Source organism: Desulfocurvibacter africanus subsp. africanus DSM 2603, assembly GCF_000422545.1.
Taxonomy (GTDB): Bacteria; Desulfobacterota; Desulfovibrionia; order Desulfovibrionales; family Desulfovibrionaceae; genus Desulfocurvibacter; species Desulfocurvibacter africanus.
Genome location: NZ_AULZ01000005.1, coordinates 127,732 through 140,851, shown reverse-complemented (window position 1 = coordinate 140,851; position 13,120 = coordinate 127,732). Strand labels below are relative to the sequence as shown.

Here is a 13,120-nt window from a genome sequence, read left to right as displayed (position 1 = left end):
CTCAAATATAGGCATATTAAGCTTTGCAATGAAGCAATACATTTGCTTCACATTCAAAAATATGTTTTTGCGGGTGCTTTCCATGCGTGGGAAGTGTACAAGCCATCCTGGCCACGTAGCCTGTCTTCAGCTTGCGATCAGGATGGCCTGCTGTGGATGAAGCGGAAGCAGCCGGTGGGATACGTTCGACGCAGCCCAATAGTCAGGCCCGACGGATCAGTTCCGGGATCCGGCCAGCACGTCCGCGCCCAGGCGCATGAGCAGGCCGAGCCTGCGCGCCCCGCACTCCACGGCTTCGGCGGTCCGGCGCATGGCGTCCTCCAGGCTGGTGGGGCCGTCGCAGATGGAGGCCACTGCGCGGAAGCCGGCCTGGGTGAAGAGCGCATCCGAACCCAGCACCTCGCCGGCCAGAGCCACCACGGGTACGTTGTGCGCGGCTGCCCGGCGCAGCACGCCCACGGGTCCCTTGCCGCCCAGGCTCTGCGAGTCCAGCCGGCCCTCGGCCGTGACCACCAGGCAGGCTCTGGCGATGCGCTCGTCGGCTCCGATCTGGTTCAGCACCAGGTCGCTGCCGCTCTCCAGGTTGGCTCCGGCCAGGGCGGTCAAACCGCCGGCCAAGGCTCCGGCCGCGCCGGCTCCGGCCAGATCACGCACATCGCGGCCCATCCCGGCGGCCAGGGTGAAGAAATGACCCAGGTTGGCTTCGAGCTGGGGGACCTGCTCCGGGGTCGCGCCCTTTTGCGGAGCGAAGACCCTGGCCGAGCCGCGTTCGCCCAGGACCGGATTGTCCACATCGCAGGCCACGCGGATGCGCACATCCCGCAAGGCCGGATGCAACCCCTGCAGGTCGATGGACGCAAGTCGCGCCAGGCCAGCCGCGCCCGGCGGCAGGTCGCGGCCTTCGGCGTCCAGCAGGCGCACGCCCATGGCCTGCAGGCAGCCCGCCCCACCATCCACGGTGGCGCTGCCGCCAACGCCCACGATGATGGTGCGCGCGCCCAGTTCCGCCGCCTTGATCATGAGCTGGCCTGTGCCAGAGGTGCTGGCGCGCATGGGGTCGCGCTCGTCCCGGGTCAGCAGGGCCAGACCGGAAGCGCGGGCCATCTCGACCACGGCCGTTCGGCCGTCATCCAGCAGCCCGAATTCCGAGTCCCTGGGCCTGCCCAAAGGATCATCGGCCGTGCAGGTCACGCGACGTCCGCCGCCGGCCAGCAACACGTCCAGGGTTCCGTCGCCGCCGTCGGCCACGGGCATGAGGTCCAGTTCGCGGCGCAGGCCGGAATCGGCAAGGCCTCGAGCCATGGCCTCGGCGGCCTGCACCGCGCGCAGGCTGCCCTTGAAGGCGTTGGGGGCGAGAATGATGGTATTGGTCATGTTGGTCATGGGTACAGCCTTATTGGTTGCCCAGTTTAGGGAGAGGGTGTAACGAGCCCCGGCGCATGAACCGCGCGAGGATGGAGCGGCGACCCGCCGGAGCAGTCAGAAGTAGCGGCAGAGCCAGCGTAGCGCAACTCCGAAGGCGGGTGTACGAATCTTCGAAATCCACAGGCTCGCCTGCCGGAAAATAACGCTAACGTGAGTTATATAGAGAGATATATGGCCAAATTGACGCGCGAGAGCATTGTTCCCAGCCTCAAGCAGGGCTTCAAGGTCGGCCTGGCCTCGCTGCTGACCTATGCCTCGGCCCTGGCCCTAGGGCTGCCCTCGTCTTATATCGGCGTGGTCACTGCGGTCATCGTGCTGCAGGCCTATGTGGCCGACTCCCTGCAGATGGCCGCCTACCGCATGTCCGGAACCCTGGTGGGCGCGCTCATCAGCGTGCTGGTGCTTGCCGTGAACCCCGGCGGCGACGTGTACACGGGTCTCTTCCTGTTCGTGGCTCTGGCCTTCTGCGGCTTTCTGACCAGCTATGCCCCGCAGTTCCGCATGGCCGCGATCACGGTATCCATCGTTTTTCTCATGGGCGTGCACAGTGAGGACTGGAGGATCGTGGCAATCGACCGGGTGGTGGAGATTGCTCTGGGCATTGCCTGCGCCGTGCTGGTTTCCCTGACGGTCTGGCCCCAGCGGGCTTCGGCGCTCCTGCGCGAGACGCTTGGCCGGTACTTCCGCGATGCCGCGCTACGAGTGGCGGCCATGACCAGCCACTTCCTCGAAACCCAACGTGCCGAATCGGTTTCGGATGCCGGCGGCCTTGACGCCTTGCTGGCCAAGAGTCGGGATGTGGCGACCAAGGCCATTGTCCAGGAATCGCGCATCTACCCGCGCGCCTACCAGCACGTCTTAGGCCTGATGACCACGGCCGAGCGAATCCACGGCGGTCTGCATGCCATGGCCAACGCCCTGGCCGCGGAGAGCGGCGAGCCGGCGAGCTTCATCATGGAACCCGAGATGCGTGAGTTGGCCGCAAGCATCGAGGCGGCATTGCTGAGTCTGGCGGATACGGCTTGGTCCGAGCACACCTCGCAGCGGATCGAGGCCGTGCGCGGCGCGCTGGACCGCGCCGAGGCGCGCTTGCAGGAATTGCGCAGCCTGGGCACTACCCGACGTTTCGAGTTGGCCAAGCTTTCGCAATTCTATGCCTTCTATCATGCGTTGCGCAGGGTGGGAGAGGCTCTGACTAGGAACTAACTTTGCCTGGGGAGTCGGAGAACTCGCCCACGCGCGGAACTGCATTGCGTGCCAGGCTAAACTTTGTGTAGCGCTGCGATGCGTTCGGAGAGCTTCTGGGCCTCGTAGGCTTGGTCCTCCGTAAGCCGACCCTTCTCCACGAGCACCACCAGCGGGTCCTTGCCTTGCGTCGGCTTGGCTTCGGCCTCGCGCTTGCTCAGGAGGCCCTTGGTCACGAGAATGTCCAGGGCCGTGGGGTTGGCCGAGGGCAGCACCTCGCGCAGTATCATGTCGCGGTCTTGAATATCCAACTTGAGCTCTTCGACCTGCTTGGCGAGATCCTTGACGCGGACGCGTTCGCGGTCCAACTCTCCGGCGACTCGGGAGTAACCATCCTCCACGAAGTTGTAGCGTCCCAGCAGCTCTTCGTAGCGGCGGCTGAAGTCCTTGCGAATTTGGCCATAGCCCATGGCGGAGATGATCAGAAAGATTAAAAAGCTGATGATGAATAGAAGCAAGGGAGACACATTGATATCCTCGGTGGTCGGTTCTTGCCTCTTTTTATATACGGGAAAATGCTGTCTGGCAAATCAGTATGGGAAAGGGCAATGCAAAGAGGGGCCAGAACGGCCCCTCTGCGGAGAAATAAAACAGGCGGGATGGAAGATGAAGGTAGTTAAGTCTGCCGGACTCAGACTGAGATTAGCACGGCTTGTGCCATAATCGCTTAAAATGCGGCCTGTGTTTTTAAGCTGCTGAATTGAATTAATAAAATATTATTTATGCCCGCGTGACCCCAGTTGCGAGAGGGCTTGCGTGGACATAATTGAAGAAGCGGAGGCCGATTGGCGACTGTATAATACGTTTTTGTTAAACCAGAGAATCGATCTGTGTGATGGGCCTGCTCTTGAAATTATCTCTTCAGCGGCGTGTCGGGTGAGCTTTGTAATGTACAAAAATGAGAAAAGGGGCCGATGGCCCCTTGGTGACTGTCCCGGCGGATGCCGAACCAGCCCTACTCGTTATCGGCGGTGTGCTTGAGGTAAAAAAGAGCGGTGCCGACAACGGCTATGCCCAGAAAAAAGAAGAAAAAGCTGGTCATGGCGTCCTCCCCGGGTCTGCAGTGGCTCGCGGTCGCCCGGACAAGCGGGCGGCCATGCGTGCGCCGGGCGACAACCCGGCCGGACACATATAGCCTCCGGGCCTGTCCTTTGGCAAGGCCGGCAGGGACTTACCCGGCGGTCAGGCGTACGTTGTCCAAGGCCCAGAATTCGCTGCGGCGGCCCGTGGTCTTGCCCTTGAACACGATTTCCTCGACCCCCGCGGGCAGCACAAAGGACTTGTGCAGCACGCAGTGCCTCATGTAGCGTTTGCCAACCTTGGTCGCGCCAGGAGTTCCTTCCGGCAGGTTCTCGTCTTTGTCGGTCAGGTCGCAGGGAAACTGCTCGACCTTGAGCAGTTCATTCCCGTCGCCGTCCTCGACCGTGAAGCTGTCGGCCTTGGAACCTTGCGAGTCCCAGTTGCCGAGCAGCACCAGATCGAACTCGACCTTGAGCGGCCTGCCTTGCGACTCCTTGCTGATGCGCAGCGAAGCCTTATTGGGGTAGTCGTCGTTGCGTTGGTTGAACGGACCAAGGACTTGGCTTTGCCCTGTTACTTGGTGGGTTGCGTCCTCGGACCAGGCCTCGGGAATCTCGGCCTCGAAGTCGTAGGCCATGTTCTCGGCGTCGGCCGGCGCGGCCAGCCCGATGAACAGCCCGACGGCCAGCAGAGGCGGCAGGGCTTTTAAGCAGATGCGTCTCATAAGGGATGCTCCTTGGGTTATTGCATTGGGGAAGGTGGCTCCAGGCCCAAGGCTGGTTACGGTCATCATTTTATGCTATCCGATACGATCGGCCGAAAGTCAACGCATGTCGGCCGCGCGAGGTGTTCATGGATCGTGGCGATATGAGCGCGGGGGGATGCGAGGGCCCAGCCCTGGAGCTGCCGGGCGTGGTCGACAGCGAGGCAATCCTGGTGCAGTCGGCCGAGGCCCTGGGCGAGCTGTGTTCCAGGCTGCGCGGCTGCGACGCCGTGGGCATGGATACGGAGTTCGTGCGCTCGCGGACCTATTTCCCTACCCTGGGTCTGATACAGCTTGTCGCGGATGGCGGGGTCTTCCTGGTCGATCCGCTGGGGGTGGACGATCTTTCGCCTCTGGTGGAAATCCTGGCAGACCCGCGTCTGATCAAAATTTTCCACTCCTGTCAGGAGGACCTGGAAGCCCTCTACTATCTCTGCGGCTTTGCGCCCGGACCGGTTTTCGACACGCAGGTGGCGGCGAGCTTTCTGGGATATGGCTTCCAGCCGGGCTACGGGTCATTGGTCAAAGCCCTGTTCGGAGTGGAGCTGGATAAGGACGAGACCCGCTCCAACTGGATCAAGCGACCCTTGAGCGAGTCCCAGTTGATCTACGCGGCCCAGGATGTGCGTTATCTCCCGGCCATGTACAGCATTCTCGGCCAAGCCCTGACCGAGCAGGGGCGACTGAGCTGGGCAAGGGAGGAGTGCGCGGCCCTTGAGGGCGAGGCCCGCTTCGAGACCGATGCGGCGTGCTATTACCTGCGCATGCGCTCCCTGTGGCAGTTCGACCGCCGAGAGTTGGCGGCCCTGCGCGACCTGAGCGCCTGGCGCGAGCACGAGGCCATGTCGCGCGACCTGCCGCGCAGTTTCGTACTGGATGACAAGTCGTTACGGGCCGTGGTGCGGGATTGGCCGGGCAAGCTCGCGGATCTGGCGGCAGTGGAAGGCATGCGGCCCCAAGTCGTGCGCAGGAGCGGCAAGGTTATCCTGGCCATGCTGCGTCAGGCCAGGCAGCTTCCCGAGGAGGAGTTGCCTCCTGCTCATGGCAGGCCGCTGCACACCCATGCCCTCAAGGCGGCCGCCGACGAGGCCAAGGCCGCCCTGGACCGCAGGGCAGGGGAGCTGGGCCTGCCTCCCGAGCTGCTGGCGCCTCGCAAGCTTGTGGCGGACATGATGTGCGACCTGTTCATGGGCCAGGCCGATGCGCCCTGGAAGCACATCACGGGCTGGCGCGGTCAGGCCGTGGGCGAGAGTCTCCTGCGCAACTTGGCCGAGCGCCACGCTCGCCAGCGCCAGAGTTATCGTTCGTCGGACGATTGAAATGAAAAAGCCGTCGTGCAACGGCTTTAACATTCTTTTCTTCGAGGTGTCGCAGCCTTTGCGACATGCTCCTACATCTCTTTTTCTTCCGCGCCCCCGCCGCGCTTCTCCCAGAGCTTGAGTTCGCGCATCTTGTTGCGCCGATCACGGGCCAAGCCCTTGGCAATGAGCGAGGTACCCTTCTTGTAGCCGTGCTTGGCCTTGTACTCCTTGGGAGTCAGGCCATGTAGAGCAAGATGCCGCTTGGTGAGCACCTTGAACTTCTTGCCGCACTCAAGGCATTGTACGCTTCGTTCGCGGATGGCCTTGGAGGGGTCCGAAGGGATTTCGCCTTTGTCGCCCTCGCCTTCGATCACGATGCCTTCGGTGGCGTTTTTGATGCCTTCGGCAAGGGTCCTCACCATGGAGACGATCTCCTCCTCGGTCATGTGGCGGACCCCGGCCTGGGCCTTGACGATCCCCAGTGCATCTTCGAGATAGGACTCCATATTGTCTCCTCCTCCTGTAGGGACGCTTCCTTCAACTCCAGTACAGTAACATTTTTCAGACGATCGACAATGTTTTTTTGCCAAATGAATAGAAAGTCTGGCATTCGGTCTTGCAGGTCGCAATAAAACCAATCTTCCCAAGGCAATGTAGAGAGATTTCACTTGGCGTGCCATCTCCGGAAAGTCCGCCTGCGGCAGCTTGGCGACGTATTGTATAACGAGCAGCCTTCTCTCGAAGCCGATCGCGTGCAGCCATGGGCGCAGAGATGGGCCTTGCGGAGCATGGCGAGACGAGCGACGGGACGCGTCTCATACTGGAGTTGGAGGCTTGAAGGGATACTTGTTCGGGCTGGCCTACTACAGTGACGTGATAGGGTGTATCCTTTTGCGTCTGCCCATTAGTTGGCTAGATGGATTATATAACAGAGGCGTTACAGAGTGGCGAGGGAGCGCTGGCGGAATCCCGGGGTCAGGGCAGGTCTTTTGGGCCATGGGAAAGATGTTTGGCGCAGCCCCTGTCACGGATTTCATCCGATCCCGTCTGGCTCTCGAATGTGCGGTCCTTTCGTGCTGACTCACCATAGATCAAGTCGATGACCAAGTTTACATATGCCGCCCAAGGATAATGAGGGAGTATTTCATTTTGTTGGAATATAAGGACAAAGCTTGCCAACAAAATTTATCTGTCAATCGTTTTTCTTACTGATATGTATAGTGCGAAATCAAAAAATTGGGCTACGTTTCTTAGCATCCGCGAGCACAGAGACTTTCAAGCGCGTGTGCTATTGAATTTAGTGCGATTGCCTATGTTGGGAAAGCCAAGAAAAAGTTGAGGCTTGCAGTCAGGATCGATCTAGGCCTCATCCTGCTCAACCTCATCGCATGCGCCATCGCCGCATTGGCATGTATGAAGTAACCAGCATGGGCACATAAACCAAGGTGCTGGGCGAGATGAACGTCCAGCGAGAAAGATGACCGATGGGTTGAGTAGAGGTTTTTTCAGCCAATGCACGTCATGCAGGGGCTATGTCTTGAGAGAGGATGGACAGGACTGGTGCGAGGGTCTGGAACGCATTTCCGCCGCGTAGCGGAACGTCTGGGAAGCAGGGTCAAAGCGTCCTAGGAACAGGTTGGCCCACAAACGTTGGAAGAGGTGATTCATCATGGCGGCAATGGGTAATGTCCGTATCGGCAGCAAGCTTCTTGGTGGTTTCGTGACACTTGGTTTGCTCCTTGTGGCGTCGGGCCTGGTTGGCTGGTATGGCGCGAGCTCCATACAATCTTCTCTGCTGGAGATATTCCAACAGAGGATGCCCAGCATCAATTACCTCTTGCAAGTGGACCGTGACCTGCATCAGCTTATTGTGGCCGAGCGTTCTCTCATTTCGGCAAATCCTGGCGAACAGATATATAAAGATCTTCTCAGCGAGCATGAGACAAACCTCAAACAGGCCGATGAACGCTGGAAAAAATTCAAGGCCCTTTCCACTTCAGCGGAAGAAGCTGCCGTGATGCCCAAGTACGAGGCCATGCGCGAAGAATGGATCGAGGTATCAAAACGAATCCTCGATGCATTGAAGAGCAATTCCGCTGAAGGCAGAGACATGGCGCGTATACTTGCTCTGGGTGTGGGCAGGGATAAGTTCGACGCCATGCGCGCCCATCTGGATGAGCTTACCGAAATAAACGAGCAGACGGCCGCCCAAGCCGAAAAGAGTGCGGCAGCCATGTATTCCAAGATTAAGGTCATCATTTTTTCGATGATCTGTATCGGCATGACTGCATCCTTGTTCCTGGCCTTTTTATTGACCCGGGGCATCGTCCATCCGCTTACCAAGGGTGTTGAACTAGCCAAGGCCATGGCCGAGGGAGATTTCACCCGTCGGCTTGATATCGACCAGAAGGACGAAGTCGGCGTGTTAGCCAAGGCCTTGAACGACATGGTCACCTGCCTGCGCGATGTCGTCATGGAGGTCAAGAGTGCTTCGGACAACGTAGCCTCGGGCAGCGAGGAGTTGTCGGCTTCCTCCGAGTCCATGTCGCAGGGCGCCACGGAACAGGCCGCAAGCGTGGAGGAAGTCTCCTCCTCCATGGAGCAGATGGCCGCCAACATCCGCCAGAATGCCGATAACGCCCAGCAGACCGAGCAGATGGCCCTCAAGACCGCGAAAGACGCCAGGGAGAGCGGCCAGGCCGTGGAACATACCGTGGAGGCCATGAAGGAGATCGCCGAGAAGATCTCCATTATCGAGGAGATCGCCCGCCAGACGAACCTCTTGGCCCTAAACGCAGCCATCGAGGCTGCCCGCGCCGGCGAGCACGGCAAGGGCTTCGCCGTGGTGGCCGCCGAAGTGCGCAAGCTGGCCGAGCGCAGCGGAACCGCCGCGGGCGAGATCCGCGAACTGTCGGCGGCCAGCGTGCAAGTCGCCGTGAGGGCCGGAGAGATGCTCATGAGGATCGTGCCCGACATCCAGCGCACGGCAGAATTGGTGCAGGAGATCGCCGCGGCCAGCAATGAGCAGAATTCCGGTGCCGAGCAGATCAACAAGGCGATCCAGCAGCTCGATAAGGTCATCCAGCAGAATGCCGCCGTCGCAGAGGAGACGTCCTCCACCAGCGAGGAGTTGTCCAGCCAGGCCGAGCAGCTTCAGTCCACCATCGGCTTCTTTCAGGTAGGCCAGACCGACTCCGCGACGGCGAACAGGCCGTCCGCGGCGCGCAGGGCTGCTGATCCGGCTCGCTCCACGCCCCTGCCCGGCGTCAATGGCAATGGCAAGGGTAAGAACCTGGCCAAGGCTCCGGCAGGCATCAAGCGCATTTCCCTGGACATGAGCCATGCTCGTGGCCACGACGAGGACCAGGAATTCGAGCGATTCTAAATGTATTGGACGCCCGTGGAGAGGCGATTCCTTCTCCACGGGCTGCTTTTAGCATATCGGAAGCGATCCAATAGACATTGCAGGCTCTTTTCCATCTGAGTTCGTCTTTACTTCCATTTATGTAAATTCTATTCTCCCGTTCCGTATAGGGAATAAGGGCGACAATACTGTCGTTGCCTTCCAGCCCCAGGGGTGAGGAATGAGCTACGAGCCAGTGGATCTGCTCTGGGTTCTCATGGCGGCCTCGCTGGTGTTCCTCATGCAAGCCGGTTTCATGTGTCTTGAGACTGGTCTGACACGCACGAAGAACAGCATAAATGTGGCCATCAAGAACCTGGCCGACTTCGTCATATCCGTCTTCACCTTCTGGGCCGTTGGATACGGGCTCATGTTCGGCGCGAGCACGGCCGGCATCGTGGGTTGGAGCCATTTTGCGTTGCCGTTGGACGGCGAGCCGTGGCTCGCCGCGTTCTTTTTTTTCCAGGCCATGTTCTGCGGCACGGCCACGACCATCTTTTCGGGCGCCGTGGCCGAGCGCATGCGTTTCTCCGCCTACGTCATTGTGTCCTTCATCGTCTCCGCCCTTATCTATCCACTGTTCGGCCATTGGGCCTGGAGCGGGCTTGGGCACGGAGAACTCACGGGATGGCTGGGGGCAATGGGCTTCGTGGACTTCGCCGGCTCCACCGTGGTGCACAGCGTGGGCGGCTGGGTCTCGTTGGCCGCGTTGCTCGTCATCGGTCCCAGGCAGGGGCGTTTCGACGCCCAGGGCCGACCCAGGGAAATGACGGCCTCGAATCTGCCTTTGTCCGTGCTCGGAGCCATGCTGCTGTGGTTCGGCTGGTTCGGCTTCAACGGCGGCAGCTCCTTGGCCCTGACCGCCGACGTTCCGCTCATCATCGCCCGCACGACCCTGGCCGGCGCCATGGGCGGCCTGTCCTGCCTGGGTATGGGCTGGCTGCTGACCTCCGTACCCAGGGTGGCCTGGCTCATCAACGGCGTCCTTGGCGGCCTGGTGGCCATCACAGCCGGCTGCCATGTGGTGGACGCCACGGGCGCAGCCATCATCGGCCTGGTGGCCGGCCCGGTCTGCCTAGCCTCGGAAAGGCTGCTGGATCGGTTGCGCATCGACGACGCCATAGGAGCCGTGCCCGTGCACCTGGCCTGCGGCATATGGGGCACCTTGGCCGTGGCCCTGCTGGGAAACCCGGAGCTTATCGGCACGGGTCTGACCAGGGCCGGCCAAATTCAGGTGCAGATCCTGGGCATAGGCGCGGCCTGCGGCGTGTCATTTGTGCTGACCTACCTGCTCCTGCGGCTCGTGAACCGCGTGCACCCGTTGCGCGTCTCGCCTGACGACGAGGCCGTGGGCTTGAACATCTCCGAGCATGGCGCGCGCAACGATCTGGCCGACCTCTTCATGGCCATGGATCAGCAAGCGGCCACGGGCGACCTGTCCCTGCGCGTGCCCGAGGAGCCTTTCAGCGAAGCTGGGCTCATCGCCAGGCGCTACAATCAGGTCATGGACGCCCTGGAATCCGCCGTGACCAAGACCGAGGCCATCGTGCGCACGGCGGCCGACGCCATCGTGACCTTCGGCGGCGATTCGTTGCTGGTCATGGGCTGCAATCCGGCGGCCGAGGCGGCCTTCGGCTACAATCAGGCGAATCTGGCCGGCAAGCCGCTGTCCACCATCCTGGGCGGCAACGGCAGCGGGCTCATGCGCGAGCTCCTGGCCGGCCGCAGCCTGGAAGTGCTCTGCCATCGGGCCGACGGCAGCCGCTTCCCGGCTGAGGCGCTGGTGACCGAGGCGACCACGGGGAGCGTACGCTTCTGCATCGGCACTTTCCGGGACATCACCGAGCGCAGGCGCGCGGAGGAGATCCTGCGCTCCTCCAAGACCATGTACAAGACGCTCTTCGAGAACTCGGGCACGGCCCTATTCGTGGCCGAGACCGACGGGAGCATATGTCTGGTTAACAGCGAGTTCGAGTCGTTCTCCGGTTACAGCCGGGACGAGATCGAGGCGCTCATGACCTACCGTTACTTCTTCATGGGCGAGGCTCTGGAAACAGTGGAGCGTTGCCACGACCTTTTCCGGGAGGGCGTGCGCCGTTCGCCCCAATCCTTCGAGGCCGTGTTCACCGACCGCCTGGGCGCGGGCAAGCCCGTGTACGTCACGATAGCCATCTTCCCCGGCACCAGCCGGGCGCTCTTTTCGCTTATGGACCTTTCGGACGTGAAGCAGGCCGAGCAGGCTTTGGTGGAACAGCGGGCCTTTTTTCAGGAACTGTTCGAAAGCTCGCCGCTGGGCATCATGCTCCTGGACACCGAGGGGCAGATCCTCAACGTCAACCGCGGCCTGGAGAGGCTTTTCGGCTACGGCCGCGAGGAGCTGCGCGGCCACTTCAGCCGATCGGCCCTGGTGCCCGAGGAACGGGCAATGGAGGCCGAGAACTTTTTCCGCTTGGTGGTGGCGGGCCGGCCCTTCCAATCCGAGACGTGGCGCAAGCACAAGAACGGCGAACTCATTCCCGTATCCGTCGTGGGCTACCCAGTGCTCATGGAAGGCAAGATCAAGGGAGTCTACAGCATCTTTTCCGACATCTCGGAGCGCAAGGCCTTCGAGGAGCAGCTCACGCACCAAGCCTTCCATGACGCCCTGACCGGCCTCCCCAACCGCCTGCTGTTCCACGAACGGTTGGAACGCGCCCTGGAGCGCGCCAAGCGCCGCCCGGATTACCGCTTCGCCGTGTTGCTGGTGGATCTGGACCGCTTCAAGTGGGTCAACGATTCCCTGGGCCATATGGCGGGCGACGAGTTGCTGGTGGGCATCTCCAGGCGCATGGAGTGCTGCCTGCGCAGCATGGATACCGTTGCGCGGCTGGGCGGCGACGAATTCGGCGTGCTTCTGGAGGAGTTCCGCAACCATCGCGAAATCGTCCAGATCACCAAGCGTATCCTGAGCGTCATCGAGGAACCCTTCATCGTGGAGGGCACCACGGTCTTCACCAGTGCGAGCATCGGCATGGTGCTGCGCACGCGCGAGTACATGACCGCCGAAGATCTGCTGCGCGACGCGGACATCGCCATGTACCGCGCCAAGGAAATGGGCAAGGCCCGTTTCAAGGTATTCAACCGCCTCATGCACGAAAACGCGGTGCGCGTGCTGCGCCTGGAAACCGAGCTGCGCCATGCCGTGCAGAACGAGGAGCTGCGCGTGCACTACCAGCCCATCGTTTCAGTGCTCAGCGGGCGACTGGAGGGCTTCGAGGCCCTGGCGCGCTGGGAGCACCCCGAGCGGGGCCTGGTTCAGCCGGCGGAGTTCATTCCCCTGGCCGAGGAGACCGGGCTCATCGTTTCTCTGGGCAAATGGATCCTGACCGAGGCCTGCCGGCAACTGGCCTGCTGGGATGTGGAATGTCCCGAAGCCTGCGGTCTGAACATGAGCGTGAACATTTCGGGCAAGCAGCTCATGCAGGAGGATCTGGTGGAGTTCATCCAGGGCGTGCTGCGCGAGACGGGCATCGCCCCGCAACGGCTCAAGCTCGAGATCACCGAGAGCGTGGTCATGCAGGACGTCAAGGCCACGGTGGATAAACTCAACGAGCTCAAGGCGCTGGGAGTTGCCCTGGTTATCGACGACTTCGGCACGGGCTACTCCTCGCTGTCCTACCTGCAACGCTTCCCCATAGACATGCTCAAGATCGACCGTTCCTTTATCAGCGGCCTGCAGGGAACCGGCGACAATCTGGAGATCATCCGCACCATTCTCTCCCTGGCCCGCAACCTGGGTCTCGGTGTGGTGGCCGAGGGCGTGGAGTTGGCCTCACAGCTCCAGACCTTGCGTGACCTGGACTGCGATGAGGCTCAGGGGTTCATGTTTTCCCGGCCGGTGGCGCGGGAGGAGGCCAAGGCTCTCATCCGGCTCCTGTTGGCCAAGAACTGAGCGGGAAGGCGCGCCGGAACGTGCGAGCGCAG

General features: G+C 61.4%; 9 protein-coding genes. 4 read left to right on the top strand and 5 right to left on the bottom strand.

What is annotated here, in order from left to right; all coding sequences use genetic code 11:
• Positions 1-216: 216 nt before the first annotated feature.
• Positions 217-1,383, bottom strand: a complete 1,167-nt coding sequence (locus H585_RS0104835) for a glycerate kinase (RefSeq protein WP_027366979.1) — start codon at positions 1,381-1,383, stop codon at positions 217-219.
• 213 nt (positions 1,384-1,596) lie between these two features.
• Here H585_RS0104835 and H585_RS0104830 point away from each other — a divergent pair, with 213 nt between their 5' ends.
• Positions 1,597-2,631: an FUSC family protein gene (locus H585_RS0104830; RefSeq protein ID WP_027366978.1), complete on the top strand. Its 1,035-nt coding sequence runs from the start codon at positions 1,597-1,599 to the stop codon at positions 2,629-2,631.
• A 56-nt stretch (positions 2,632-2,687) separates the two neighbouring features.
• Here the strand turns inward: H585_RS0104830 and H585_RS0104825 are convergent, their stop codons facing one another.
• The 3 genes from H585_RS0104825 to H585_RS0104815 all read right to left on the bottom strand — a co-directional run bounded on the left by H585_RS0104825 (position 2,688) and on the right by H585_RS0104815 (position 4,414).
• A complete protein-coding gene (locus tag H585_RS0104825) occupies positions 2,688-3,137 on the bottom strand; it encodes a hypothetical protein (RefSeq protein WP_014259426.1) in 450 nt (149 codons plus the stop codon).
• A 488-nt stretch (positions 3,138-3,625) separates the two neighbouring features.
• The gene (locus tag H585_RS23450; RefSeq protein ID WP_169432897.1) at positions 3,626-3,799 is read right to left on the bottom strand and encodes a hypothetical protein; all 174 of its coding nucleotides are present in this window, start codon (positions 3,797-3,799) and stop codon (positions 3,626-3,628) included.
• 42 nt (positions 3,800-3,841) lie between these two features.
• Positions 3,842-4,414, bottom strand: a complete 573-nt coding sequence (locus H585_RS0104815) for a hypothetical protein (RefSeq protein ID WP_027366977.1) — start codon at positions 4,412-4,414, stop codon at positions 3,842-3,844.
• 128 nt (positions 4,415-4,542) lie between these two features.
• Here H585_RS0104815 and rnd point away from each other — a divergent pair, with 128 nt between their 5' ends.
• Positions 4,543-5,772: a ribonuclease D gene (rnd, locus tag H585_RS0104810; RefSeq protein WP_027366976.1), complete on the top strand. Its 1,230-nt coding sequence runs from the start codon at positions 4,543-4,545 to the stop codon at positions 5,770-5,772.
• 71 nt (positions 5,773-5,843) lie between these two features.
• On the opposite strand, the gene H585_RS0104805 is transcribed toward rnd, so the two are convergent.
• Positions 5,844-6,260 (bottom strand): Ros/MucR family transcriptional regulator, encoded by a 417-nt coding sequence (locus H585_RS0104805; RefSeq protein WP_014259429.1) that lies wholly within the window; start codon positions 6,258-6,260, stop codon positions 5,844-5,846.
• Between the two features lie 1,163 nt (positions 6,261-7,423).
• Between H585_RS0104805 and H585_RS0104800 the strand changes: the two genes are divergently transcribed.
• Both H585_RS0104800 and amt read left to right on the top strand, forming a co-directional pair.
• The gene (locus H585_RS0104800) at positions 7,424-9,139 is read left to right on the top strand and encodes a methyl-accepting chemotaxis protein (protein ID WP_027366975.1); all 1,716 of its coding nucleotides are present in this window, start codon (positions 7,424-7,426) and stop codon (positions 9,137-9,139) included.
• 199 nt (positions 9,140-9,338) lie between these two features.
• Positions 9,339-13,088 (top strand): ammonium transporter, encoded by a 3,750-nt coding sequence (gene amt, locus H585_RS0104795; RefSeq protein WP_027366974.1) that lies wholly within the window; start codon positions 9,339-9,341, stop codon positions 13,086-13,088.
• Positions 13,089-13,120 lie beyond the last annotated feature (32 nt).

Excerpts from the sequence above, each read along its gene's own strand:
- amt (WP_027366974.1), top strand. The coding sequence starts at position 9,339 with ATGAGCTACGAGCCAGTGGATCTGCTCTGGGTTCTCATGGCGGCCTCG.
- H585_RS0104835 (WP_027366979.1), bottom strand. The coding sequence starts at position 1,383 with ATGACCAACATGACCAATACCATCATTCTCGCCCCCAACGCCTTCAAG.
- H585_RS0104805 (WP_014259429.1), bottom strand. The coding sequence starts at position 6,260 with ATGGAGTCCTATCTCGAAGATGCACTGGGGATCGTCAAGGCCCAGGCC.
- H585_RS0104815 (WP_027366977.1), bottom strand. The coding sequence starts at position 4,414 with ATGAGACGCATCTGCTTAAAAGCCCTGCCGCCTCTGCTGGCCGTCGGG.
- H585_RS0104830 (WP_027366978.1), top strand. The coding sequence starts at position 1,597 with ATGGCCAAATTGACGCGCGAGAGCATTGTTCCCAGCCTCAAGCAGGGC.
- rnd (WP_027366976.1), top strand. The coding sequence starts at position 4,543 with ATGGATCGTGGCGATATGAGCGCGGGGGGATGCGAGGGCCCAGCCCTG.
- H585_RS0104800 (WP_027366975.1), top strand. The coding sequence starts at position 7,424 with ATGGCGGCAATGGGTAATGTCCGTATCGGCAGCAAGCTTCTTGGTGGT.